The organism is Paraburkholderia xenovorans (genome assembly GCF_046030735.1).
Lineage (GTDB): Bacteria > Pseudomonadota > Gammaproteobacteria > Burkholderiales > Burkholderiaceae > Paraburkholderia > Paraburkholderia xenovorans_A.
Genome location: NZ_JAQQBV010000009.1, coordinates 94,516 through 119,777 on the forward strand (window position 1 = coordinate 94,516; position 25,262 = coordinate 119,777).

Annotated in this window: 23 protein-coding genes; 10 read left to right on the forward strand and 13 right to left on the reverse strand. The window is 64.3% G+C overall.

Going from position 1 to position 25,262, the window contains the following annotated elements; genetic code table 11:
* The first annotated feature begins 157 nt into the window (after window positions 1-157).
* On the forward strand, window positions 158-1,039 hold the full coding sequence (locus PQQ51_RS11105; RefSeq protein ID WP_408496824.1) for a symmetrical bis(5'-nucleosyl)-tetraphosphatase: 882 nt from the start codon (window positions 158-160) through the stop codon (window positions 1,037-1,039).
* 101 nt (window positions 1,040-1,140) lie between these two features.
* Here the strand turns inward: PQQ51_RS11105 and PQQ51_RS11110 are convergent, their stop codons facing one another.
* From PQQ51_RS11110 to PQQ51_RS11145, 8 genes are all read right to left on the reverse strand, one after another.
* The gene (locus tag PQQ51_RS11110; RefSeq protein WP_408496825.1) at window positions 1,141-1,974 is read right to left on the reverse strand and encodes a lysophospholipid acyltransferase family protein; all 834 of its coding nucleotides are present in this window, start codon (window positions 1,972-1,974) and stop codon (window positions 1,141-1,143) included.
* A 31-nt stretch (window positions 1,975-2,005) separates the two neighbouring features.
* Window positions 2,006-3,286, reverse strand: coding sequence for a dihydroorotase (locus PQQ51_RS11115; protein ID WP_408496826.1), 1,281 nt, complete (start codon window positions 3,284-3,286; stop codon window positions 2,006-2,008).
* A 40-nt stretch (window positions 3,287-3,326) separates the two neighbouring features.
* On the reverse strand, window positions 3,327-4,352 hold the full coding sequence (locus PQQ51_RS11120) for an aspartate carbamoyltransferase catalytic subunit (RefSeq protein WP_408496827.1): 1,026 nt from the start codon (window positions 4,350-4,352) through the stop codon (window positions 3,327-3,329).
* 133 nt (window positions 4,353-4,485) lie between these two features.
* Window positions 4,486-5,025: a bifunctional pyr operon transcriptional regulator/uracil phosphoribosyltransferase PyrR gene (gene pyrR / locus PQQ51_RS11125; protein WP_408496828.1), complete on the reverse strand. Its 540-nt coding sequence runs from the start codon at window positions 5,023-5,025 to the stop codon at window positions 4,486-4,488.
* On the reverse strand, window positions 5,012-5,452 hold the full coding sequence (gene ruvX, locus PQQ51_RS11130) for a Holliday junction resolvase RuvX (RefSeq protein WP_408496829.1): 441 nt from the start codon (window positions 5,450-5,452) through the stop codon (window positions 5,012-5,014). Before ruvX ends, pyrR begins: the two co-directional genes overlap by 14 nt.
* Entirely contained in the window at window positions 5,449-6,027 is a 579-nt protein-coding gene (locus PQQ51_RS11135; RefSeq protein ID WP_054041678.1) for a YqgE/AlgH family protein, read from the reverse strand. Before PQQ51_RS11135 ends, ruvX begins: the two co-directional genes overlap by 4 nt.
* Window positions 6,028-6,323: 296 nt before the next feature.
* Window positions 6,324-7,745 carry a FimL-related protein gene (locus PQQ51_RS11140; RefSeq protein ID WP_408496830.1) on the reverse strand — a complete coding sequence of 474 codons (1,422 nt, stop codon included), beginning with the start codon at window positions 7,743-7,745 and terminating at the stop codon, window positions 6,324-6,326.
* Between the two features lie 133 nt (window positions 7,746-7,878).
* Window positions 7,879-8,049, reverse strand: a complete 171-nt coding sequence (locus PQQ51_RS11145; RefSeq protein WP_006047743.1) for a rubredoxin — start codon at window positions 8,047-8,049, stop codon at window positions 7,879-7,881.
* A 357-nt stretch (window positions 8,050-8,406) separates the two neighbouring features.
* Here PQQ51_RS11145 and PQQ51_RS11150 point away from each other — a divergent pair, with 357 nt between their 5' ends.
* The gene (locus PQQ51_RS11150) at window positions 8,407-9,267 is read left to right on the forward strand and encodes a hydroxymethylpyrimidine/phosphomethylpyrimidine kinase (RefSeq protein WP_408496831.1); all 861 of its coding nucleotides are present in this window, start codon (window positions 8,407-8,409) and stop codon (window positions 9,265-9,267) included.
* 126 nt (window positions 9,268-9,393) lie between these two features.
* Here the strand turns inward: PQQ51_RS11150 and groL are convergent, their stop codons facing one another.
* Both groL and groES read right to left on the reverse strand, forming a co-directional pair.
* A complete protein-coding gene (groL, locus tag PQQ51_RS11155; RefSeq protein WP_408496832.1) occupies window positions 9,394-11,037 on the reverse strand; it encodes a chaperonin GroEL in 1,644 nt (547 codons plus the stop codon).
* A gap of 54 nt (window positions 11,038-11,091) precedes the next feature.
* Window positions 11,092-11,382 (reverse strand): co-chaperone GroES, encoded by a 291-nt coding sequence (gene groES / locus PQQ51_RS11160; protein ID WP_007178996.1) that lies wholly within the window; start codon window positions 11,380-11,382, stop codon window positions 11,092-11,094.
* Between the two features lie 292 nt (window positions 11,383-11,674).
* On the opposite strand from groES, the gene PQQ51_RS11165 reads away from it, so the two are divergent.
* The 5 genes from PQQ51_RS11165 to PQQ51_RS11185 all read left to right on the forward strand — a co-directional run bounded on the left by PQQ51_RS11165 (window position 11,675) and on the right by PQQ51_RS11185 (window position 16,856).
* A complete protein-coding gene (locus PQQ51_RS11165) occupies window positions 11,675-12,346 on the forward strand; it encodes a GntR family transcriptional regulator (RefSeq protein WP_408496833.1) in 672 nt (223 codons plus the stop codon).
* 34 nt (window positions 12,347-12,380) lie between these two features.
* Window positions 12,381-13,700 (forward strand): dicarboxylate/amino acid:cation symporter, encoded by a 1,320-nt coding sequence (locus tag PQQ51_RS11170; RefSeq protein WP_408496834.1) that lies wholly within the window; start codon window positions 12,381-12,383, stop codon window positions 13,698-13,700.
* Window positions 13,697-14,731, forward strand: a complete 1,035-nt coding sequence (locus PQQ51_RS11175) for a threonine aldolase family protein (RefSeq protein ID WP_408496835.1) — start codon at window positions 13,697-13,699, stop codon at window positions 14,729-14,731. Before PQQ51_RS11170 ends, PQQ51_RS11175 begins: the two co-directional genes overlap by 4 nt.
* Before the next feature lie 290 nt (window positions 14,732-15,021).
* Window positions 15,022-15,633, forward strand: coding sequence for a hypothetical protein (locus PQQ51_RS11180; protein ID WP_408496836.1), 612 nt, complete (start codon window positions 15,022-15,024; stop codon window positions 15,631-15,633).
* Between the two features lie 203 nt (window positions 15,634-15,836).
* A complete protein-coding gene (locus tag PQQ51_RS11185; protein WP_408496837.1) occupies window positions 15,837-16,856 on the forward strand; it encodes a hypothetical protein in 1,020 nt (339 codons plus the stop codon).
* Between the two features lie 63 nt (window positions 16,857-16,919).
* Here PQQ51_RS11185 and PQQ51_RS11190 read toward each other — a convergent pair whose 3' ends face one another.
* Window positions 16,920-17,993: a glycosyltransferase gene (locus PQQ51_RS11190; protein ID WP_408496935.1), complete on the reverse strand. Its 1,074-nt coding sequence runs from the start codon at window positions 17,991-17,993 to the stop codon at window positions 16,920-16,922.
* Window positions 17,993-19,249, reverse strand: a complete 1,257-nt coding sequence (locus PQQ51_RS11195; RefSeq protein ID WP_408496936.1) for an oligosaccharide flippase family protein — start codon at window positions 19,247-19,249, stop codon at window positions 17,993-17,995. The genes PQQ51_RS11190 and PQQ51_RS11195 overlap by 1 nt, the downstream gene beginning before the upstream one ends.
* 378 nt (window positions 19,250-19,627) lie before the next feature.
* Between PQQ51_RS11195 and PQQ51_RS11200 the strand changes: the two genes are divergently transcribed.
* Window positions 19,628-20,818 carry a glycosyltransferase gene (locus tag PQQ51_RS11200; RefSeq protein WP_408496838.1) on the forward strand — a complete coding sequence of 397 codons (1,191 nt, stop codon included), beginning with the start codon at window positions 19,628-19,630 and terminating at the stop codon, window positions 20,816-20,818.
* Window positions 20,819-21,012: 194 nt separating this feature from the next.
* Here PQQ51_RS11200 and PQQ51_RS11205 read toward each other — a convergent pair whose 3' ends face one another.
* Window positions 21,013-22,173 (reverse strand): acyltransferase family protein, encoded by a 1,161-nt coding sequence (locus PQQ51_RS11205; protein WP_408496839.1) that lies wholly within the window; start codon window positions 22,171-22,173, stop codon window positions 21,013-21,015.
* Between the two features lie 302 nt (window positions 22,174-22,475).
* On the opposite strand from PQQ51_RS11205, the gene PQQ51_RS11210 reads away from it, so the two are divergent.
* Both PQQ51_RS11210 and PQQ51_RS11215 read left to right on the forward strand, forming a co-directional pair.
* Entirely contained in the window at window positions 22,476-23,972 is a 1,497-nt protein-coding gene (locus tag PQQ51_RS11210) for an O-antigen ligase family protein (protein ID WP_408496840.1), read from the forward strand.
* Entirely contained in the window at window positions 23,969-25,186 is a 1,218-nt protein-coding gene (locus PQQ51_RS11215) for a glycosyltransferase (RefSeq protein ID WP_408496841.1), read from the forward strand. Before PQQ51_RS11210 ends, PQQ51_RS11215 begins: the two co-directional genes overlap by 4 nt.
* The last annotated feature ends 76 nt before the right edge of the window (window positions 25,187-25,262 follow it).

Here is a 25,262-nt window from a genome sequence, read left to right on the forward strand (position 1 = left end):
CACTATTGCAGCGCCGCGGGTTCCGGCGACGCGCCGACAGCGCTTTGCCCGATATTGGCCGTTCAAACGGGCTATTATGTCACGCTAGTATGTTGCACCGCCCACCGCGGCACGTCTTATGCGTAACAGGTTGTACCGAATTGCAACGACCCTTTTGATGACACCCTCCACCGCTTCCACCGTTCATTCCTTCGCACACCTGCCTCCTCTGGCTTTCGGCGATCTGCAAGGCTGTCGCACGCCGTTCCGGCAATTGCTGGAAAAAGCTGCGCCGCCTGCCGGCACCCCGCTGTGGTTCGCGGGCGACCTGATCAACCGCGGCACTGAATCGCTTGCCACGTTACGCGACATCATCGCGCTGGGCGACCAGGCAGTGCCGGTGCTGGGCAATCATGACCTGCATTTATTGTCGGTGTCGGCGGGCATTCGCAAGTCGAAAAAAGGCGACACGATCGACGACATTCTGGCAGCGCCGGACGCTCAGGATCTGCTCGACTGGGTTCGCCACCGGCCGCTCGCGCATTTCGACAACGGCATGCTGATGGTCCATGCGGGCGTGTTGCCGCAGTGGGACGTCGCGACCACGCTGGAACTCGCTCACGAATTGCAGCGCGCACTGCGCGCGCCGAACTGGAAGGAAACCCTCGCGGGTCTGTACGGCAACGAGCCGAATCGCTGGAAGGCCAGCCTCAAAGGCATTGAACGCTTGCGCCTGACCTGCAGCGCATTGACGCGCGTACGTTTCTGCAATGCGGACGGCGCGATGGATTTCAGCAGCAGCGGCGGCCTGAATTCGGCGCCGCCGGGTGCAATGCCATGGTTCGACGTGCCGTCGCGCAAGACGGCCGACGTCACCGTGGTGTTCGGTCATTGGGCCGCGCTTGGCCTGACTCTGCGCGACAACCTGATCGGCCTGGATTCGGGCTGTGTATGGGGAGAAAAACTGTCCGCGGTGCACCTCGCGCCGAACCCGGCGGAACGCACGCTGTTTCAGGTGAATTGCGAAAGTTGCCGCGCGGCGGGCGGCGGAGGCAACTGAGCAAGCAGTCGGGTTGCCGCTCGCCGAAGCCGATACCGGCTAGCAGCACCCTGCTACGCTACTTGGTGCGCTACTCGAGCCGCGAACAACGCGCGCCCGCATTAAGCCGAGCGCCCGCCTTGATCGATCGGCTCGACCAGCGCCGACGTGTCCACCGCGTCTGCGCCCTGCCCGACAAACACCGCACCGGTGCCGGCCAAACCGCCCTGCATCTTCCGCAGCGCCGCCCCAATCACCTCCTGCGCCTCTGCCGCCAGCGCGCGCCGATCCGCACCGGGCGCAAGCGGCGCACCGACATAAACATGCGCGGTCAACGGCCCGCTTTTCAACAGCGCATTCAACGAATCGGCGAGCGTCAAATCGTCGATATACGCGGGTGCGGTGGACTGCCGGCCCTGCGCGTCTTCATACATGATGCACAGCGGCTGCACCGGCGCCGAGGCCGACACCGCCGCCTGGAACATATTCGCGTGAAACGGCAGCAACGCAAGCCCACTGGACGTCGTCCCTTCAGGAAACACGCACATCAATTCGCCCGCGCTCAGACGCTCGGACAATTCATGCATGATCCGCTTCGCGTCGCTGCGCTTCTCGCGCTGGATGAACACCGTGCCCAGTTGCTGCGCGAGCCAGCCGACCACCGGCCATTGCCGGATCTCGGCCTTCGACACGAACGGCGTGGGCCGCCACGCGTTGATCACGTAGATGTCGCTCCACGAGATGTGATTGGCCACCACCAGCGCGCCGCGATCGAGCCGCGCGCTGTCGTTATGCACGACGAGCTGCATGCCGCACAGCCGCAGCATTTTCAGCGACCACTCACGGTTGAGTGTCTGGCGGCCTTCCTCGCCCACCCTGGAAAAGCGTGTGGCGATGATCCACATGCCGTGCAGCAGATGCACGACCAGACGGGCCTTGCGTAACGCGAGCTTCATAGTCAGAGACTTTCTTAAGATGACGCCGGGATCAACGCTGTTCGAAAGCGACGTGACCGGACACGATAGTTGCCCGCACGCGTGCCGGCAGTTCGTAGCCGAGGAACGGCGTATTGTGCCCCTGGCTCTTCAACGCACGCGGTTCGACGCGCCAATGCGCGTGGCGATCGAACACGCACAGGTCGGCCACGCTGCCCACGCCGACGCGGCCGGCTGCGGCGAGCTTCAGCACGTCGGCCGGCGCGGCGGTGATACGGTTCAGCGCTTTCGCAAGCGGCACGCCGGCTTCGTCGGCCCACTTCACCGTCAGCGACAGGAACAATTCGAGGCCCGTCGCGCCCGGCGTGGCTTCGGCGAACGGCAGCAGTTTTTCGTCGTCGTCCACCGGGGTGTGGTCGGAGCAGATCGCGTCGATCGTGCCGTCGACGAGGCCCGCGCGGATCGCTTCACGATCGCGCTGTTGACGCAACGGCGGATCGAGGCGGAACTGCGCGTCGAAGTAACCGATGTCGAGGTCGATCAGATGCACGTGATTGATCGTGACGTCGCACGACACCGGCAGGCCCTCGGCTTTCGCCGCGCGCATCAAAGCGATGCCCGCCGCCGACGACACATGCGACAGATGCACGCGCGCGCCGGTCACGCGAACCAGTTCGAAAATCGTATGCAGCGCGATGGTTTCAGCCGATACCGGCACGCCGGAGAGGCCCATCCGCGAAGCCAGCGCGCCGCTCGCGGCGACGCCGCCACGGCCGAGATACGCATCCAGCGGACGCAGCCAAACGGTGTAGCCATACGTGGCCGCGTATTGCAGCGCGCGCATCAACACCTGCGTATCGACCACCGGCACATCGGCCTGCGAAAAACCGATGCAGCCCGCTTCCGTGAGCTCGACCATTTCGGTGATGACCTGCCCTTTGAGGCCGACCGTCAACGCGCCGAGCGGATACACGTGCGACTGGTTCAGATTGCGCGCGCGGAACTTGAGCATCTCGACGAGGCCCGGTTCGTCCAACGTCGGATCGGTGTCCGGCGGACACACAAGGCTCGTCACGCCGCCGGCCAATGCCGCGGCCATTTCGGATTCGAGCGTCGCCTTGTGTTCGTAGCCCGGTTCGCGCAAGCGCGCGGACAGGTCGACGAGACCCGGTGCGATCGTCAGGCCTTTGGCGTCGATTGTTTTCTCTGCCTGGAAGTCGGCCGGCGCGTGGCCGAGCGCGACGATCTTGCCCGCGGCGATAAACATGTCCTGCTGCTGTTCGGTGCCCACTGCCGGATCGATCAGCGTGCCGCCTTGAATATGAATCTTCATGCGCTGCCTTAATTATTCCGAGGTCTGAAGCCAGACGAAATCAGTCGTGATTGCCCGCGACAATCCCCATCACCGCCATCCGCACCGCAATGCCGAACGTCACCTGATTCAGGATCACGGATTGCGGACCGTCGGCCACCTGCGAGTCGATCTCCACGCCGCGGTTCATCGGGCCCGGATGCATCACGATCGCGTCGGGCTTCGCGAGCGCGAGGCGCTCCGGCGTCAAGCCCCAGCTCTTGAAATACTCCTGCGCCGACGGCAGCAACGCCCCGCTCATCCGCTCGTTCTGCAGACGCAGCATGATGATCACGTCGACGTCTTTCAGGCCTTCGTCGAGATTGTGGAACACGCGCACGCCCATCTGTTCGAGGCCGCCCGGCAGCAGCGTGCGCGGACCGATCGCGCGCACTTCCGGCACGCCGAGCGTGGTCAGCGCGTGAATGTCCGAGCGCGCAACCCGCGAATGCAGAATGTCGCCGACGATCGCCACGCGCAGATTCGTGAAATCCTTCTTGTAGTGGCGGATCGTGTACATGTCGAGCAGACCTTGCGTGGGGTGCGCATGACGACCGTCGCCGGCATTGATCACGTGCACGTGCGGCGCGCAATGCTGGGCGATCAGATACGGCGCGCCGCTCGATGCATGACGCACGACGAACATGTCGGCATGCATCGCCGACAGATTGTTGATCGTGTCGAGCAGCGATTCGCCCTTGCTGGTGGACGAAGCATTGATGTTCAGGTTGAGAATGTCCGCCGACAAACGCGTCGCGGCGATCTCGAAGGTGGTGCGGGTGCGGGTCGAGTTCTCGAAAAACAGGTTGAACACCGACTTGCCGCGCAACAGCGGCACCTTCTTCACCTCGCGATCGGTCACGCTGACGAACTGATCGGCGGTATTGAGAATGTGATTGACGATCGCCTTCGGCAAGCCTTCGATCGACAACAGATGTTTGAGCTCGCCGTTTTTCGTGAGCTGCGGATTGCCCTTCAGGAAGCCGTAGCGAAAGCGCTCGGTGGCGCTGTCGGCGGAATCCTGCGGAACCTGGGTGGCGGTGTTCATGATGTACCTGCTTCAAATACGGGCTTCAACGTGTTCGATGTCGATGCTGACTGCGTGTGACGATTCAGGCGCCGCGCGCGAAGCCGCGGCGTGTCGACGTTTTTGCTCGGGCGCTGATAGCGCGGAACCGCGTTTAATCGACGCGTGCTTCGGTGTGGAAAGTGAAGCGCGTGAACTCAGGCTCGCCGTTCGCGCCGCTCGCCTCGCGGGCCAGCACGAGCGTCGTATCGGCCGGCACCTCCACCACGCCGCCGACGAAGCGCGCCGCCACCGGCAGTTCGCGTCCGCCGCGATCGGCCAGCACCGCCAGTTCGACGCAAGCCGGACGGCCGTAATCGTAGAGTTCGTTCAGCGCCGCGCGGATCGTGCGACCGGTGTACAGCACGTCGTCCACCAGCACGATGCGACGGTTGTCGACCGCGAACGGCAGCGAGGTCGGGCTCGCCTGCGAGTGCAGGCCCTTTTTCGCGTAGTCGTCGCGATGCAGCGCGACATTGACCACGCCGAAGCCCGGTGCTTTCAGATCGCGCGCGAGGCGCTCGGCGAGCCACGCGCCGCCGCTATGAATGCCCGCCAGCACGGCGCCCTCCGCGCCGCCCAGTGTTTCGCCATACACCGCGACAATCTGTTCGAGCAAAGCGCGGTAGAACGCTTCGGCGTCAATGGAACTCATGATCGTTGGACAGTCCGTCTAGATATTGCTGGAGGATGATGCTGGCCGCTTCGGCGTCGAGCATATCGGCGCGGCCGTGGCCGGCGCGGATTTCCGCCTTCGCCTCGACCGACGAATAACGTTCGTCGATCCACGTAACCGGCAGATTGAAGCGGCCATTCAGCTGATTGCCGAAGCGCTTCGCGAGTTGGGTCATTTCGTGCGGCGTGCCGTCCGGGTGCATCGGCAAACCGACGATCAGCGCGTCCGGCTTCCATTCGGCGATCAGCTTGCCGACTTCCTCGAAGCGATATTCGCGGCTGCGGTTCTGCACGATCACGAGCGGGCGCGCACTGCGTGTGAGCGCATTGCCGACCGCCACACCGATACGTTTTTCGCCATAGTCGAACGCAAGCAGCGTCGCCTCACGTCCACCCGCGAGACTCATGCGTGACCTGCTTCGCCCGACAGCATCGACAGGGAAATGCCGAGCAGCGCGAGCGCCGCTTCGAGACGTTCTTCGGCAGGCACGTCGAAGACGATCTTCGGGTCGGCCTCGACCGTCAGCCAGCCGTTCTTCGAGATTTCTTCTTCGAGCTGACCGGCGCCCCAGCCGGCATGGCCGAGCGTGAGCAGAAAGCGCTCGGGGCCGGTGCCGCTCGCGACCGCTTCGAGCACGTCTTTCGACGTGGTCATTTCAAGGCCGCCCGGCACGGACATGGACGACGTGTACGCATTGCCGTCTTTCGGATCGTGCAGCACGAAGCCGCGCTCGGTTTGCACCGGACCGCCGAAATACACGGGAACATGCAGAAGGGGTTCGATCTCCAGCTTGAGATCGATGCGACTGAAGAGCGCTTCGAGGTCGATATCGGTCGGCCGGTTGATCACGAGGCCGAGCGCGCCGCGCTCACTGTGATCGCAAAGGTAGACCACCGTTCCTGAAAACGTGGGATCGGCCATGCTAGGCATGGCGATCAGGAACTGGTTGGTCAGATTGATGCGATCGGTACTCTTGGACATAGTTCGGATTTTAGCAAAGACGATGCGGGATGGCGGGGCTTTGAGCGTGCTTGGGAGCAGGATGCCGCGATATCTGCTCAAGCGTGCCGCGAGCCATCGACGGCGATTCAAGTTCCACTCTATCACGCACTCCGGCGTTGGCCACCGTGCAGGTTAGCGGTGTTTTGCGACACGCATAGGTCGTGCCTTGCCGTGAAGTTCTGGCGATATTTAAAAGGCGCTGCGATGCTGTCGCGCTGTTTGCAGCAATGTTGCCGATCTGGTCGCGGTATCACCCGAAAGCCTGCGGCGCGCGTTCAGGCGCCGCCCTCCTCGATCGCCCGCGTCAACGCGGCCAAGGTGGCGCCGGCGCCGGGCGGCGTGACACCCGCGGCGACCTTGTGCAACGTCGCGCGCAGCGCTTCGGCCGCCTGCTCGAGCGTGCTCGCCGCCGGCGCGCCGACGATCACATGCGAGCGCACCGCGGGCGTCGATACGCCGGCATGCGCGCGACGACGCCACGCGAGCCCCAATGCATCGGCCACCAGCGCAACATGCCCCAAGCCCAGCGCACAGGCCGCCGCGCCGAGACGATAGGCGGCGTCGCCCGCTTGCAACGCCTCGCTCGGGTCGGCCTTCTCCGGCTGATCGGCCATGCGCGCATGCTCGGTCAGCGCCGCAATCGCGCCGTCGGCCGTTTGCAGGAAATCTTCGTACGCGTGCGCGTTCACCGTCAGCACGCCCAACTCGCGGGTCATCACGATGCGCGCGGCCGTGACGGCCTGCGCGTCGGCGGCGCCCGCTTCCCACAGCATTTCCGACGCCTGGGTGCCGGCCACGTGCCAATCGACCGTCAAACCGTAATCGCGCAGCACTTCGACCTGCTCGGCGTCGTCCGCCGCGGCGCCGAACAGCGCGTAGTCGCGCCACAGCAGCGCGAGCGTCGCCCGCACCAGCGAACGCGGAGCGCGCTGGATGCCGCGCGCGTGGTCCGCGAGCGTGAGGTTGCAGCGTGCGTAAAAACGCCGCGCGTCGGTTTCGCTCGTGGCGCGGCCGCCGACGCGCAGCGCCTTGGCGCACGCTTTGGCGAGCCGCCAGAAATCGTAGGGATCGGGGCCGACGAGCTCGGCGAGCACGGCATCGAGTTCATCGAGCGCGGCGTTGGTCAGCGCCAGTGCGGCGCTGCTGCCGGTGTCGGGCTGGGAACGCAGCACCGGCAACAACGCACGCTCGTAGCGCGCGCGCAAATGCGCGAGATGATCCGCGGACTGCGCGGGCAGCGACACCGGCGGCACCGCACGCCCGGTCAACGCGAGGTCTTCGAAAGCGACGCTGGAACCGGGTGTGTGCTCGGACAGATGTGCGCACACCGAACGGTAGTGATTGAACAGCGCCGGCGAACATGACAGTTCGCGCAGATTGTGGCGCTCGAGGGCTGCGCGAAAATCACGCAAGGCCGCGCCGAAAACGGGCCGTGCGCTGTCGGCGGCGCCCGGATCGGCTGCTGGGTGCATCGACAGCGGTGATAGCCGCACCAGCGCGTCGGCGAAACGCTGCGCGCTCAGCCAGCCGGCTTCGCGCAATGCATGCGACGCCCGCAGCAACGCCGACGTGCATTCGCCGCGCTGCTCGTACGCCAGCAACGCCTCCGCCAGCGCAAGTTCCGCGGGGCGGACAGCGCCGCCGCGCGGATTCGGCAATGCGTCGAAGGAATCAGGTGCAGCGGTTCGAAGAGTCATGGGCAGACGACAGGAAGCTGACGGGCCGCCGCTTCACGCTGCACGCGGACCGATCGTCCAACGTGTGCGTTCCAGCGACAGGACAATGACAGACTACCGTTGCGACACGGCGCGCTCGGCCGGCTGCGGCACTTCAGATCTGAACCATCTCGAAGTCTTCCTTGCGCGCACCGCACTCCGGGCAAGTCCAGTTAATGGGAACGTCCTCCCAGCGGGTGCCCGGCGCAATGCCTTCGTCCGGCAAACCGGCTTCTTCGTCGTAAATCCAGCCGCAAATCAGGCACATCCAGCTTTGATATTCCATTCTTGTGTCGCGTCGTAAAGTCCGTGGGAACGGGAGCCATGATGGTACCGTGTTGCCGCCCCAATGCCTAGCAATCAGAAACGGGCTATCGTCGCATGCGGCGGCCTTGTGCCGCGGCGGTTGGCCCCGGTTCGCCGCGGTTTTCCTGATGGTGGCGAAGCGGTGACGAAGCGCGCTCGCCGCTTGCCTGCAATGCGCACGCCCAGCGCTTCGTACCGGCGACGCGAGCGGAGCATCGGCCATTCGCGGCGATGCGCCGAAGGATGCGAAAAAACGCCCCCGTAACGGTTTAGGCCGCATAATTGAGTCGATTGCGCACTCTCTGCGCCTAAATTTAGCTCCTTTCTGTCAATCTTCATGCCCAGCGACACGCCTCCGATCGTCCTCACCTTCGGCCTTTCCGATCCCACCGGCGGCTCCGGCCTGCAAGCCGACCTGATGACCCTTGCCAGCATGGGCTGCCATGGCGTTTCCGTGCTCACCGGCTACACCGTGCGCGACTCGGCAAGCTGCGACGAAGTCACCGGACTCGACCCCGAAGTGGTCGCAACGCAAGCGCGGATGCTGCTCGAAGACATGCCGATCGCGGCGTTCAAGGTCGGCGCATGCACGCGCGCCGAAGTGGTCAGCGCGATCGCCGAAGTGGTCGCCGATTACGACGACATCCCACTGATCCTCGCGCCCGATTTCACCCTCGACGACGAACACGTGCTCGCCGCCGACGAATTGCGCGAAGCCATCGCCGATCTGCTCGCGCCGCAAACCACGCTGCTGGTTGCCGACGCGACCACGCTGCTGGCGCTGGCTCAACCGGACGGCGACGCCGAAGCGCCGAGCCTCGACGCGGCGATCTCGCATTTGCTGTCGCAAGGCTGCGAATACATTTTGTCGACGGAAACCGGCACGCACCGGCTCGTCAACACGCTGTTCAGCGAAGACGGCCAGTTGCGCCAGGACACATGGGACCGCGGCAGCCATCGGATCATGGGCATTACCGATACGCTGGGCTCCGCGATTGCCGCGTTGCTGGCCAACGGTCAGGAACCCGCAGAAGCCGTGCGCGAAGCGCAGGAGTATCTGTACCAGGCCGTGCGCAACGCGTTTCGGCCGGGTATGGGCGCTTATATGCCGGACCGCTTTTTCTGGGCCCGCAGCAGCGACGACGAAACGCCGCCGGCCGCCGGCAAGGATGCGACACCGGGCGAAGCACGGCACTGAAACCCACCTCGCGCCCATAAAAAAACCCGCATTTCTGCGGGTTTTTTCGTTTTGGGAAGCATGCCTCGCGGCACGCTTCCCCATGCGTTTCGAAGCGGACCTCCCGCGAGAGAGGCCCAATCGAAATTACATGTCCATGCCCATGCCGCCCATGCCGCCCGGCATTCCGCCGCCGCCCAGCGGAGCGTCTTCCTTCGGCAGTTCGCACACAGCTGCGTCGGTGGTCAACAGCAGGCCAGCGACCGAAGCTGCGTTTTGCAGCGCCGTGCGCGTCACCTTCGTCGGGTCCACGACACCTGCGTCGACCAGGTCGACGTACTCGCCGGTTGCCGCGTTGTAGCCGTAGTTGCCCGTGCCAGCAGCAACAGCCGCCACCACGACGCTGGCTTCTTCGCCACCGTTCGTGACGATCTGGCGCAGCGGCTCTTCCATCGCGCGCAGCACGATCTTGATACCTGCGTCCTGATCGGCGTTAGCGCCCTTCAGGCCGGCGATTGCCGTACGTGCACGGATCAGCGCGACGCCGCCGCCAGCCACGATGCCTTCTTCCACAGCTGCGCGCGTTGCGTGCAGTGCGTCTTCGACACGTGCCTTCTTTTCCTTCATTTCGACTTCGGTCGCAGCACCGACCTTGATCACTGCAACGCCGCCTGCCAGCTTGGCCACGCGTTCCTGCAGCTTTTCACGGTCGTAGTCCGACGTTGCTTCTTCGATTTGCGTGCGCACTTGCTTCACACGTGCTTCGATCGTTGCAGCTTCGCCAGCGCCGTCGATGATCGTCGTGTTTTCCTTGCCCACTTCGATACGCTTCGCTTGACCCAGTTCAGCCAGCGTTGCCTTTTCGAGCGTCAGGCCGGTTTCTTCAGCGATGACTTGACCGCCGGTCAGGATCGCGATGTCTTCCAGCATGGCCTTACGACGATCGCCGAAGCCCGGAGCCTTGACGGCAACCGTCTTCAGGATGCCGCGGATGTTGTTCACCACCAGCGTTGCCAGTGCTTCGCCTTCGACGTCTTCTGCGATGATCAGCAGCGGACGGCCAGCCTTGGCGACTTGTTCCAGTACCGGCAGGAGGTCGCGAATGTTCGAAACCTTCTTGTCGTGCAGCAGCACGAACGGGTTGTCGAGCACGGCAACTTGCTTGTCCGGATTGTTGATGAAGTACGGCGACAGATAGCCGCGGTCGAATTGCATACCTTCGACAACGTCCAGCTCGTCTTGCAGCGACTTGCCGTCTTCAACGGTGATCACGCCTTCCTTGCCGACCTTGTCCATCGCTTCAGCGATACGATCGCCGATCGACGAATCGCTGTTTGCCGAGATCGAACCGACTTGAGCAATTTCCTTGTTGGTCGTGCACGGCTTGCTGATCTTGCGCAGTTCTTCGATCGCTGCGAACACAGCCTTGTCGATACCGCGCTTCAGGTCCATCGGGTTCATGCCCGATGCGACGTACTTCATGCCTTCGCGAACGATCGACTGAGCCAGAACCGTTGCGGTCGTGGTGCCGTCGCCTGCGTTGTCGCTGGTCTTGGAAGCCACTTCCTTGACCATTTGCGCGCCCATGTTCTGGAGCTTGTCTTTCAGTTCGATCTCTTTCGCGACCGAAACACCATCCTTCGTGACCGTCGGGCCGCCGAAGCTGCGTTCCAGCACCACGTTGCGACCCTTCGGGCCCAGCGTGACCTTCACAGCGTTCGCGAGGATGTTCACGCCTTCAACCATCTTGGCACGGGCGGAATCACCGAATACGACGTCTTTAGCTGCCATCTTCTAACTCCTTGAATACTTGGGATATAACCGGGTAAGTAGCGATTTGCTCGCTTACTTCTGCACCACGGCCATGATGTCTTCTTCGCGCATCACGAGCAGTTCGTTGCCGTCGACCTTGACGGTCTGGCCTGCGTACTTGCCGAACAGGACGCGGTCGCCCACCTTCACGTCGAGCGCGATTTGTGCACCCTTGTCGTCACGCTTGCCCGGGCCGACTGCCAGAATTTCGCCTTGATCCGGCTTTTCTGCTGCGGCTTCGGGGATCACGATGCCCGACGCAGTCTTGGTTTCTTGATCCAGACGTTTGACGATCACGCGATCATGCAAAGGACGAAGGTTCATACATACTCCTCTCTTGATTGAGACTGAAGAACGCTGAGAAAACCCGGCTGGCCAGGCCAACCGGCGATGTTGTTAGCACTCTCGTGCAGCGAGTGCTAATTATATGGACGGGTGGTGACAAATTCAAGAAGGGATGGCGGCGGGATCGGTAAAAATCCCTCTGCCGAGCCTCATTCAACTTTGAACTTCTCGTGACTCCCGCGAAATTCAAGGGAAAACCCTCAGCCGCTCGCCCTCGTCCGTCATGACAGAAAAGTTGACAGCAAAATTGTTTTTTGCTGGTATACCAGTCATGAACCAGAAACCTCCCATCGTCGCGCTCGATCGCGAGACCACCTACAAGGCCATCAAGAACCTGCTGCTGTCGGGCGAGCTGGGGCCAGGCGAAGCGCTGTCGGAACGCGCGCTGTCCGAGCGTTTCGGCGTGAGCCGCACACCGGTACGCGAGGCGATCCGTACGCTGGCGAACGACGGCCTGCTCGAAATCGTGCCGATGCGCGGCACCTTCGTAAGGCAGCTGAGCGTCGACGATCTGCGCGAGATTCATGAGTTGCGCCTCGCGTTCGAAGGCATGGCGGCGTGGCTCGCCGCGCAGCGCGGCGTCCCCCCGGCCCTGCGCGATTGCGCCGACCGGCTGCGCGCAATGAGCGCCCCTCACGCGAATATCGATGTCGACGAAGCACAGCAGATCGGCTGGCAGTTTCACGAAGCGATGTTCGCCGCAGCCGGCAATGCGCGGCTGCTCGACATGTACCACGCGTTGCGCGTGCAGAGCGGACTCGCGCTGCAACGCATCCCCAATTACGACGTCAAGCGCACGCGCGAAGCGGTTTGCGAGCACCTCGCAATCTTCGAGGCGATTGCCGCAGGGCGACCGGACGACGCGCAGCGCGCCGTCTGGGATCACCTGAATCACGCAATGCAGGTGCGCCTGAAGGCGCTCATCCCCGTGTCGGCAGTCTGAGCGCCGGCCCACGATCTCCAAGAAAGGTCCAGCCATGTCCCGTACTGCCAGGAAACGTCTCATCCCGCTGCCCGTCCAGATGCTGCTAGGTCTGATGCTCGGCATCGTCTGCGGTTTTGTCGCGCCGGGCGCGGCCAGCAAACTCATGCCGGTCGGAACCGCGTTCGTGCAGGCGATCAAGATGATCGTCGTGCCGCTCGTCTTCACCGCAATCGCGCTCGGCATCTATCAGATGGGCCACAACGCTCGCGCGCTCGGACGCGTGTCGGCCATCAGCCTGCTGTACTTCTTCGCGGCCACCATCGTGTCGGCGGTGATCGGACTCGGCATCAACGAACTGTTCCACCCGGGACTCGGCGCGCATCTCGCCGGCGCCGATCCGAAGATGAAGGTCGTCGCCACGTCGGTCGACTGGACTCACTTCTTCCTCGACATGATCCCGTCGAACATCGTCGCCGCGATGGCCGGTTCGAATCTGTTGCCGGTGCTGTTCTTCGCCGTGTTGCTGGGCCTCGCGCTCGCCGCCACCGGCGAACGCGCCCGCCCGCTCGTGGCCGTGCTCGACGCGCTGATGGGCGCCGTCTTCAAGGTGACCGACTGGATCATCGCGGTGTCGCCGATCGCCATCTTCGCGATCATCGCGTGGCTGTTCGCCACTCAGGGCGGCGGCACGATCCTCGCGCTCGTGAAACTCGTGGGGACGATGTATCTGGGCCTCGGCGTGCTGCTCGTGCTGTTCTGGGTGCTGCTCAAGGCCGTCGGCGAAAAGCCGCTCAAGGTCACGCGCGAAATCAGCGAACCGGTGATCCTTGCATTCGCGACGCGTTCGTCCGAGGCGACGTTGCCGCTGCACATGGAAAAGCTGATCGGCATGGGCGTGCCCAAAGCCATTGTGTCGGTCGTGCTGCCGCTCGGCTACGCGTTCAATCGCGACGGCTCGATCATGTACTTCGCGCTGGCCGTCGGCTTTCTCGCGGACGCGTACCACGTGCCGCTCACGCTGCCGACCATGGTGTCCATCATCATCGTCACCGCGCTCGCCAGCAAAGGCAGCGCCAATGTACCGTCGGGCGGACTCGTGGCCATCGCGATGGTGCTGACGACGATCGGCGTACCGGTGGAGGCACTGGCGATCATCGCCGGCGTGGACGCGTTCCTCGACATGGGCCGCACCGCCATCAACGTATTCAGCAACACGGTGGCGATCAAGCTGGTGATGAAGTTTGCCGGCATTCCTTATGAATCGCCGGAGCAGATGCAAATGCAAACTGAAATGCAAACACCGACGGCGCTCGCCAATGTGGAGAGCGCGACAACTCCGGCCCACGCCGCACACGGCCAGGGGGGCGCATGATCGATCTGCGCAGCGACACGGTGACCCAACCCACGGCCGAGATGTGGGATGCGATGCGCGCAGCGTCGCTCGGCGACGACACGCTGGAGGGCGACGCAACCGTGCACGCGCTGGAAACACTGGGCGCCTCGCTCGCCGGCAAGGAGGAGGCGCTGTTCGTCGTGTCCGGCACGATGGGCAACCTGATTGCATCGCTCTGCCATGCCGTGCGCGGCGGCGAGGTCGTGCTCGATGCGCACGCGCATATGGCGAAGTCCGAAGCCGGCGGGCTCGCGCGCATCGCGCATCTGTATCCGGTGTCCGTGCCCTCGACGCGTGGCGAAATGGATCTGAACGTTCTCGCGGATTCGCTACGGCCCGGCTTTTCGCGCTACGGCCAGCCGACTGCAATGGTGTGCGTCGAAACCACCCACAATCATTCGGGCGGCTACGTGCCGTCCCTCGCGTACCTCGCCGACGTTCGCGGACTCGCGGCGCACGCGGGCATCGCGGTCCACATGGACGGCGCGCGTGCGTTCAACGCCGCGGTCTCGCTCGGCACTCACCTTGCGCGCGTTGCCGCCTATTGCGACAGCGTCACGTTCTGCCTGTCGAAAGGCCTGAGCGCGCCGATGGGATCGATACTGGCCGGCTCGCGCGAGTTCATCGCGCAGGCCCGCACGTTCCGGCGCATGGTCGGCGGCGGCTTGCGGCAAGCCGGCATCATGGCTGCGGCGGGCAAGGTGGCGCTGGACACGATGGTCGAGCGGCTCGCGGAAGATCACCGGCGCGCACGGCGTCTCTGGCAAGGTCTCGCCGACCTCGACCCGACACTGGTCGATCCGCAACCGTCGGGCAGCAACATCGTGCGCCTGCGGGTAAGCGAACAGCGCACTACCGATGCAAGCGCCTGGGCACGCGCGCTCGAACAGCACGGCGTGCAGACACGCGCGAGCGGCACCGGCATGCTGCGTCTGGTCACGCATCGGCATATCGAAGACGCGCACATCGAGCTCGCGATCGCGGCGGTCGCGCGTATTCGCGAAGCGTAGCCATCGATCTCGTCCCTCGCGCAATAGCAACACTTCGGCCAGGGAATCCCCTGGCCTTTTGCGAGTTTTAATCAGCTTTCCGAACGATGTGTCGTGATTCGACTGCAGGATGGCGTTTTCGTGCGCTATCCGAAGCATTCGATCGACAAAGCGCGGTGTTACGCTAAAGAGGCAGCCTTCGCGGAAATGAGCCGCCGTTTCAGCGGCAGAGTCAGCAGCCAGCAGAACCTGCCGCGAAAGTGCCACTGCCTGCCTGTAAATGGCTAAACATCGCTGCGGGAGCGACTGCGATGGGATTGAAAACATATATAGCATTGAGCTTGTGGGTGTTCAGCAGCGCCGCCGTCGCGTGGCAGCCCGTGACCTATCCGGTCCGCAGCCAGAGCGCGTATCAGCAAAGCGTCGACACCGGCCTGTGTTATGCGGCCGCGAACAAGCAGACCAAGGTCAACATCGTCCATGAATCGCAGTTGCCGCCGCGCAAACCGGCGGCGCTGAAGACTTCGTCGACCGGCGCGCCGTCACGGCCGCCTTTGCCCCCCAGCAGCTTTTCAGCGACCCCGCCGGGCAGCGCGAGCATGCCTGCCGCCACGGCCGGCGCCGGCGCAAGTGCGCCCACGGTGAGCGCCGCATCGGGTGCCGCCGCTGGCAAAGCGGCGGGCAAGCCGGGCACGACGACGAGCGCCGCCACTGCGGTTAGCTCCACGGCGACCACAGCAGCGGCAACAGCAACCACCGCAACGACCAGCGCCTCGGAAACGGTGGCGGCCAGCGATGCACCGACGACCTCGGCGTCGAACGTGAAGCTGCCTCCGCTGCCGGCTCCCGAGCCGCCAATGACACAGTACTGGGCCGCGTATGGCGCGTGCATGCAAGCGCGGGGTTACGTCGTCACACAGTAACCCCGGTTGCAAGCCTCGTTGCCGCGCGTGTTTTTCCTGATTGTGGCGCCGGCATTCGACGCCCCGTTTGCGACACGGCGATGCTTAGCGACTTCGATACCGATCGGCATGATCCCTTCCGATGCAGGCACTGCGGTGCCCCGCTAGTCGGCCGCTTCACGCCCTGTGCCGCGTGTCACGCGCGGCCGGCTGAAACCTTCGGCATGCGTCATCCGCCGGGCTCGCAATTGAAAGTCCCGCTGAGTCACACGCCACTGAGTCACACGCCGCCGATCCTCGCCGCCCGGCTGCCCGCGCCAAAAATCTGGGGCTCGTCGTCGCGAGCGCTGACCGATCCTTACTACGTCACGCCGGAACCCGAGCTCGATCTCGAGACACTGCCGCGTTCGCAGAAACTGCGCCGGCCGGTGGCGCTCGGCGCGTCGCTGGTGGTGGTCGTGTCGGCTGTGTATCTCGGCTTCATCCATAGCAACGACGCCGCCGTCGGCACGCCGATCGCCGTGTCCGGCAAAGTACAAACCCAGCCGGTGAAGTCGCCGCTCGTCGTTGCGCAACAGACCCCGGCCGCACCGGCGCGGCCGCTCGCGGCCGTGCGTCCGGTTGCGCCCGCCGCGCGGCCCGCGCCGGTACGGCCGGCGCCGTCGCTGTCGTCGTCGCCATCGTCCGCGCCCACACGGCAGGCACCCACACCCACCGCGACGGTAACGGCGGCCACCGCGCCGCCGGCACGCCGCGCGGCGCCGGTGAGGCCCACGGTATCGACAACATCCACCGCATCCCGCGCACAGGAAGCGAAGCACAATCCCGCCACCCCGGCCGACAATCCCACCGACAAAGCGCGCGCCGATGCGTCGCGGCAACTGCGCGCCGCGCGCGCCAACCTGCAGCAGAACAATCTGTCGGCGACGAGAGCGCGAGTGCTCGCCGCAATCGCCGCGCAACCGGACAATCGCGACGCGCTCAATCTGCGCACGACGCTCGCGCAGCGAGAACAGCAACGCGACGGGTTGTTGAGCGTCGCGCGCGGTTGCGGCTATATCGCACGCTGGACCTGCATGTGGCAGAACGCCGGCAATGCGCTGCAAATCGACGCGAGCAGCAAGGAAGCGCAACGGCTCCTTACGCTAGCCGTGCGTGAATCGGAACTCGCGAACGCGTGGACGCAGGAACCGGAAACAGCGGCGGCGACGCCGGACGAGCATCCGTCGGCGACTCACCACTGAACGGCAACACAGGCAGCACAGGCAACACAGGCAGCACCGAACAGGAACAAGACCGCCGCCCACCTACCGCGCCGGCACCGCCATGCACACCTGCTGCGCGATCGCCCGATAACGCGCGGCCGTATCGCTGAGCGTGAGCCCGGCGAGCGAGCGTTGCGCGCGCGCCTGACCGAGCGCGACGAGCACCGCATCGGCATAGCTCTGAACGTCGTCGGTATCGACGAGTTGCACGCCTGGAAATCCGTTCGCAAACGCAAACGACGGAATCCTGCTCGCGACGATCGGAATACCGGAAGCGAGCGCTTCGAGAAACGCCACGCTATGCGCTTCGGAGCGCGACGGCATCACGAACACGTTCGACTCCGACAGCACGCTCGCGACATCGGTGCGCGGGCCGGCCACGACCACACGCTCCGCGATCCCGAGTTCGTCGACGAGCGCAATCACCGCGCGCTGATAGTCCGGATCCTCGACCACGCCATACAACGTGAGACGCGCATCCTTCACGCGCGCGAGCACCTTGCTGAACGCGCGCACCGTGAGCAACTGATTTTTCACCAACGCGTAGCGTCCGATCTGCACGACCTGCGGCGCGCCGCCGCTGCGCGCGACGCCGTCGGTGAACGCAAAGCGCGCGAGGTCGACGCCGTTCGGCACCACGGTCATCGACGGATGCGGCCCGATCGCTCGCGCGTAATCGGTCACGCCCTGTTGCGACACGCCGATCACCGCGCGCGCGCGTCCCGACAGAATGTGCTCGACGCGCCGGAACAGCGGCCGCTCGAAGTCGTTGGTCGCGGAATGCATCACGTAGACGACCGGCACGCGCACCGGCAACGCGCGCGCATAGAACGACGGAATGGTCGCGTGCGCGAAGATCACGTCGGGCCGGAACTGCCTGACCGCCGCGAACAGGTTCCACAATTTGCCGGCCGGACGGCGCCGCCGCGACGGGAACAGACACTCGACGCCATGCTGCTGCAACTCCTGCTGCAGCGGCATGAATTCATCGTGCACAGGCATCAGCGACGCCATGCACACGGCCATGCCGTCCGCGCATTGATCGATCGCGAGATCTTTTGCGAGAACCTCGGCGCCGGACAGGCGCGGCGCCAGCACCAGATGGAAGACTCGCATCACGGGGCGGCCCTCGCAGTCAGCGTCCGGAACAGCATCCACGCCGCGGCGCAGCCGAGTCCCAACGTCATCGACCATGCGATCCCCGTCACGCCCCACCAGTGAACGGCGGCGGGCACGCTGATCACCAGCACCACCACCTGGATCAGCGACGCGTGCACGGTCGCCTTCGCGTCGCCGACCGCGCGCAGATAAGCGACGAGTACCGCAATCAGCGCGCCGATCGCCATATTGATCACCAGAATCCTGAAGAGCGGCACCGCGGGCAGCCACGCCGCGCCGAGGATCAGCGAGAACAGCGGCTCGGCGACCAGCCTGAGCACTTCGACGAACACCGCGAGCCCTACCGCGACCGCAAGCAGATAGATCTTGATCAGCCGCGCGGCAGCCTGCGGACTGCGCCGATGATGCGCGGCGAAAGTCGGGAAAAGGTATTGCGACATTGCGATCGCCGCGTCGGCGAGCAGCATCTGCGCGAGCCGCGACGACATCTGATAGCTGCCCAGTTGCGCCGGTCCGAGCAGCTTGCCGACCACCACCTTGTCGAACTGGTTGAGCAGCAGATTGATCACGCTGCTGGCCCAGATCCAGCGGCTGAAGCCGACGTACTGGCCGATGCCGCTCCACACGAGGCGCAGCGGCGGGCGCGGCTTCATCGTGAGCCACGTGAGCGAACTCTTCAGCGATTCACCGGCCACCAGCCCGATCAGCACCGACATCGCGCCGACACCGCCATACGCGAGCGCAAGTCCCACCGAGCAGTCGACGAAAGCCGCCGCCACTTCCACACCGGCAATATGCTGAAAGCGCCGGTCGCGTTGCACGAGGTAATAAGTCGGCGACGCGAGTCCGCGCAACAGCGGCAGCGTCGCAGCGAGCTGGATCAGCACGAGCGAACCGTCGAGATGGAACTGGCTGCTCAAGAGCGGCGCGAGCGCCACCAGCAGCAGCGAGATCAGCACGCCACGCGCGGTGAGCGTCGTCCAGACCGCGCCGAGTTGCGAACGCGTGGGCGCGTGTTCGCCCTGAATGACCGCCTGCGCGAGCCCCGTATCGGACAACGCCTCGGCAATCGCGACCGCCAGCAACGCCACGCTCACGCTGCCGATCGCCGCCGGCCCCAGCATCCGCCCAATTGCAAGAAACTTGATCGCCACGAGTCCACGCACCGCGAACTGCTGAAGCAGCACCCACGTCGCCGCACTCGCGCCGAAGCTGGACGCTATCGAAAGCGCCGGAAGCCTGATCGCCCGCAAGCTGTACTCCGTCGAATTGGAACGCCGTTGCATGGCACGCGCCCATTTGTCGGATCGCTGCGTGTGCCGGCGCTTGATTGGTAAGGTCGCCAGCGTCGCCGGCAAGGTTTTTCATCGAACTCTGTATACGACCTTACCGCGAGAGAACCGGCACCAACCGCCATCACCCAGGCGAGTTCAGCCGAAGCCATTGCGCTCTAGTACGTTTAGCCACAGAACGGGGCAAATTGACCGTTCGACCTTGCGCGACGGATGCTAACGTTCGTCAGTCAGCAGTCCGTCGACGGGACGTTAGCCGTCCGGCGGGCCTGCGCACGGGCATCCTGCGCAACGGCAACGACAGCGACAGCGACTACAACGACTACGGTGATACGCGCGATGCAACAAGACTACGTGCTGATTGTGGAACCCAACCTCACCGGCCATCGCTGGCGTTACGCCGAGTGGACGATGCAGGCTTGCGCGGAGGCCGGCTATCCGTGCATTCTTGCGACCGAATCCGCCAACGAGGACCACCGGCTGCCGCGCCAGATCGTGGCGGCCAATCGCCCGGACATGCAGATTGCGTTCGTCGATCCCGAAGAGCGGCCACGCGGTCTGCTGCGCGACCCCAACGAATACTGGCGCTTTCATCGTTACTTCAAGCGCGTGCACCGGATGGTGCGGCGCGTGCAGCCGATCAGGCTCGCGGTCGTGCCCTATGCCGACTATTTCTTCTACTCGCTGCCGTTTCTCGGCTCGCCGTTCGGCAAGACGCCGTGGATCGGCATCACGATGCGTTCGACGTTTCATCATCACAAGGTCGGCATCAAGGCGCCGGATCGTCCGGTCGTCAACGCGGTGAAGGCGCTGCTGTTCAAGCGCGCGATCCGCACAGCCGGACTGCGCACGCTGCTGACCATCGATCCGACCTTGCCCGAGTGGGCCGCGCGCCATGCATCGAAAGGCAGTGCGACGGTCGCCTATGTGGCCGATCCGTTTCCGGACGAGCGCGCGGAAGACCCCGCGCTCGCACGCGAGCGGCTCGGGCTCGATCCCACGCAACGCTATCTGCTGGTGTATGGGGCGATTACCGAGCGCAAAGGAATTTACGAACTGGTTCACGCGTTGTCGCGGATGGAACATGCGCCCACGTTGATCGTCGCCGGGGAACAGGATGCGGGCACGCGCCACTTCATGCGCAACCATGTGCGCAGCGTGCAGCCTGCGCCGCTGATAATCGATTCGTTCATCTCGAACGAGATCGAACGCGATCTGTTTTCCGCCTGCGATGCCGTGTGGCTCGGCTACAAGGGTCACTATGGAATGAGCGGCGTGCTGGTGCAGGCGTACCGCTTCGGCAAGCCGGTGATCGCCACCGAAGACGGCCTGATCGGCTGGTTCAGCCGGCGCTGCGAGCTGGGACCGATTCTGAGCGATCTGAGCTCGGCGTCGATCGGCCGCGCGATCACCGAGACGATGACGTCGTGGCCGCATCCGGACCACGCGGTGCCGTCGGAACGCGAGGATCTGCTGTCGCGGCACACGCTCGGTCAGTTCAAGCAGACGCTGCTTCGGCAGATGGCTTGACGTTCTGCACGCGTCGCTGCAGCAAATCGCACCTACATGCGACTCCTGGTCGCTTCGTCGGGTCACTGACCGCTTGCTCACTGTGTCGGCTCGCGGCCGCTAGCTCCACCGCTCACCGCCGATTCACTCTTAACACAACAGATTCGCCAGCACGTCCGACGCACGATGCGGCAGCGTGATCTGTCCATGCGCGATCAGGACAACTGGCCGCCGGTAACGGGCACCGGCTCCGGCGCAGGCTGCTCGCGCACCGAACTGCTGCGCTTCTCGGGAAACAGCGCGTTGCGTATCAGCAGGAACGGATACTCGATTGCGCGCGTGGTCGCATAGCCGATCACGATGGCGATCGCGAACTGCGCGGTCAGCGCGATGATCCAGATCGCGCTCGGCGGCAGACCGAGCGCGGTCGCCTTGCGGATGATGATGTCGCCCGGCGCGAGCGCGAGCGAATGCCACAGGTAAATCCCATACGAGTACAGACCTATCCACGCGACGCCCCGATAGAGCAGCGAATTACGCAGCGATCCGGAATGCTCGAGCACGAGCACGATCAGACCGACGAAGCCGAGCGCCTGAAGCGTATAGCCGATGCTTTCGTCGAGCGGAATGTTTTTGGTCGCGAACGCGAGCCACGCGCACAGCAGCGCGACGATGCCGACCAGCAGCCACTTGTTCTTTGCGAAGCGCTGATAAACGGCCGGCTTCATCCAGTAGATCGCCGACAGGATCACGCCGACCAGCAAGCTGTCGATCCGGTACTGCGTGTACGCGAATGCGCCTTGCAGATCGCCGTCCGCCACCGCGAAGCAGCGCGCGATGAGCACCACCACGCAAATCGCGCTGAGCACGCCGACGATCGTCCACACACGAAAGCGCCAGCGCGCGAACAGCAACAGCAGCGCGGGCAGCACGAGATAGAAATGTTCTTCGACCGCAAGACTCCAGGTCTGCGTGATCGACGTGCCCAGATAATTCTGCAGATGCACGAGATTCTGGAACAGGAAGCTATTCCACGGATGCCGCCCGGCCAGCACATGGAACACGATCAGCACGTAATACGCCGGCCAGATGCGGAAAATCCGCCGGATGATGAAGCGCCGCGCGTCGACGTGACCGGTTTCCGCGTATTGGCGCAGCAACAGGCCCCCCACCAGAAAGCCGCTCAGCGTGAAGAACAGATTCACGCCTTCACGGCCGAAATTCTTCAGCGGATATTCGATGATCTGGATCAGGAAGTTGCCGGTATGAACCGCATGAAAGTGAAACCCCATCACCATGATGATGGCAATGCCGCGGACGAAGTCGAGCTCGATCGCCCTGCCGGTCGTCGCGGGTCCCCCGCCGAATAACTTCATGTTGTTCTCCCCTGGCGCCATTCGTGGGCGCATGTCCCGCATGTCCCTTCCGGCATCTTCGGTGGCTAAAGCCGTGCGCGCGCGCCAACATCAAGACATTGGCCGACAAGATGGCAAAGTTCGCGCGGCTCTTGCAGGCGGCGTCCTTGCTCCTGTCGCCAGAACCCAGGCGATCGGAGACGAAAGCGGCCGCCCGGATTGGCAAGCGGGGATATTCCCGCACAATGAGTTCTTGCGAGACTGCCGGCTACAGACCGGCGGCAAAACAACGGCGAAACGACGGCCACGGGGAGGAATCAGCAATGCGCCATCAGTATGCGACGCTCTGGATCTGGATTTTCATACTACCGCTTGCGGTGGACTATAAGGCCACCGACGCCAATACCGGGCACTTCGCCCAGTTCGTGTTCGTTCTACCGGTGGTCGCCGCGGGCATCGGCCTCGCGCTGATCGCGCCGCGTTTTCGCGAACGCTCGCGCCTGCGCTCGATCGTCACCATCAGCATGCTGATGTGCGTATTCGGCAGCGTGCTGACCCAGATGATCCAGGATAACGACACCGGCAATTATCTGCGCGTGCTGCTGCCGTTCATGCTGTTTCTGCTCGGCTACGTGGTGGCCTGCCGCCCGTGGAGCGAATACCGGATCTCGCAGTTCGAGAAAGCGATTTTCGTCGCCAACGTTATTTGCCTGCTGTTCACGTTCGCGTTCGGCATGGCGACCGGCGGCGATCTCGAAGACGTGCGTTTTCGCATTCTGTCGGTCACGCTGCTGGGACTGCAAGGCGTGCTGCTGCACGAATTCGTGGTCGCGAAACGCTTTTCGTTTTTCACCGTGGGCATTTTCGCGGTCAGCGTGATCGTCGAACTGCTGAGCGTGACGCGCAGCATGATGCTCGGCACGATCCTGCTGTTCGTGCTCGTACTGGCGCTGTGCGCGCCGTCGATCCGCTACGTGTGGCGCGCGGGCGCCCGGTCGGTGATCGTTCTCGCCGTGCTGGCCGGCGTGGCCGGCATCGCCACCGTCGCGTTTCCTACCGTCACCGAACACTGGGCGCAGCGCATCTTCGCGTCGCAGGAAACCCCATCCGGCCGCGATCCGACCACCATCACACGGCTTGCCGAGATCCGCGATCAATACGATCAGGTGACGGCGACGCCCGAAGCGCTGTTGTTCGGCCAGGGCTACGGACACTACTACCGCTATTCGCCGCTCTATCTGCCGGACCTCGCCGGCCAGTTCAGCGAGAAAGACTTTTACGCGGTCAACGAATGGGCCGCGGGTCACAATTTCTGGGTCTATCAATTCTTCGCCGGCGGCCTGCTGTTCGGCGTCGCGATGCCGCTCGCGTCGCTCGCCGCGCTCGTGATCTGCATCTTCTCGTATCGATACTGGCGCTCGGTCGTGCCCGACGCGCCGCTGTTGCCCGTGCTCGGCCGCGCGATCATGCTGTTCGCCGCGCTGCCCGCCACGTCGATCGGCGGCAATCCGCTCGGGCCGCGCTTCTCGGGGCTGATCTTCGGCCTTGCGCTTGGACTGATGGTGGCAACCCACGCGCGTCTGCAACGCGCGCTGCCCGCGCGCAAGAGACGCATGCCGACCCCGCCGCATCTGCGCCCGGCCGCGATGCCCGAGTTGCCGGGCCGTATTCAGCCCGGCATGGGCCGCGCCGATCTCGCGACGACGCTCGGCAGCCCCAGCACCGCGCGCACCGCCTCATCGGTGTCCGGCAACTTCGGCGCGCTCGTCCCGCATAAGCCATCGGCTCACCGCACCGACCGACAAGACATCGTCCGATGAAAATCCTCCATCTGCTTGCCAGCGTCGATCCACGCGCCGGCGGTCCGGTTGAAGGCGTACGCCGCAGCGGCATGGCGATGCAGGAAGCGGGACACGAAATCGAAGTGGCGACCTGCGATGCACCCGGCGAAGCCTACCTCGCGGCGTTCCCGTTTCCGGTTCACTCGTTCGGTCCGGTCAAAGGACGCTACGGCTATAGCCCGCGCCTCACGCCCTGGCTCGCCGCGAACGCGAAACACTTCGACGCGGTGGTCGTGCACGGCTTGTGGCAATACCACGGCTTCGGCACATGGAAAGCGTTGCGCAGAAGCGAAGTGCCCTATTACGTGTACACGCATGGAATGCTCGACCCGTGGTTCAAGGAAGCGTACCCGCTCAAGCATCTGAAGAAGTGGCTGTACTGGCCGTGGGCCGACTATCGGGTGCTGCGCGACGCGCGCGCCGTGATCTTCACGACCGAAGAAGAACGCACGCGCTCGCGGCAATCGTTCTGGCTGTATCGCGCGCACGAACGGATCGTTCCGTTCGGCACCACGGTGCCCGAACTCGACGCGGCTCGCGTACGCGAAGCGTTTCTGCAAGCGGTGCCCGGTCTCGAAGGCAAACGCATCGTGCTGTTTCTCGGCCGCGTGCATGCGAAGAAAGGCTGTGATTTGCTGATCGACGCATTTGCCCGCGTCGCCGGTCGCGATCCGGCTCTGCATCTGGTCATCGCGGGTCCGGACGAAACCGGCTGGGCGCCGGCGCTGCGCGCACAGGCGCAGGCGGCGGGCATCGCGGACCGGCTCACGCTGCCGGGGATGCTGCAAGGCGATCTCAAGTGGGGCGCATTCCATGCGAGCGACGTGTTCGTGTTGCCGTCGCATCAGGAAAATTTTGGCGTGGCGGTGGCCGAGGCGCTCGGCTGCGGTCTGCCGGCGCTGATCTCCGACAAGGTCAACGTGTGGCGCGAAATCGATGAGGACGGTGCGGGCCTGGTGGCGTCGGATACGGTCGACGGAACGGAAAAGAATCTGCTGCGCTGGCTCGACCTCGACAACGCCGCCCGCGATGCAATGCGTGCTCAGGCACGCCGCACGTTCCATTCACGCTTTCGCATCGAGACCATGGTCGGCGCGTTGACCGCGCTGCTGGAATCGAAAGGCGTCGACGCCGGCGATACGCGCCGCGCGCCGCTTACTTCTCTGCGCAAAACGGCTGCTGAGCGGGGTTGATCGGGCTGCGTTCGATCGTCGGGCGCTAAGCTACTTAAGCCACGCTCATTCACTCAGACCCACCTGCTTGCGGCAC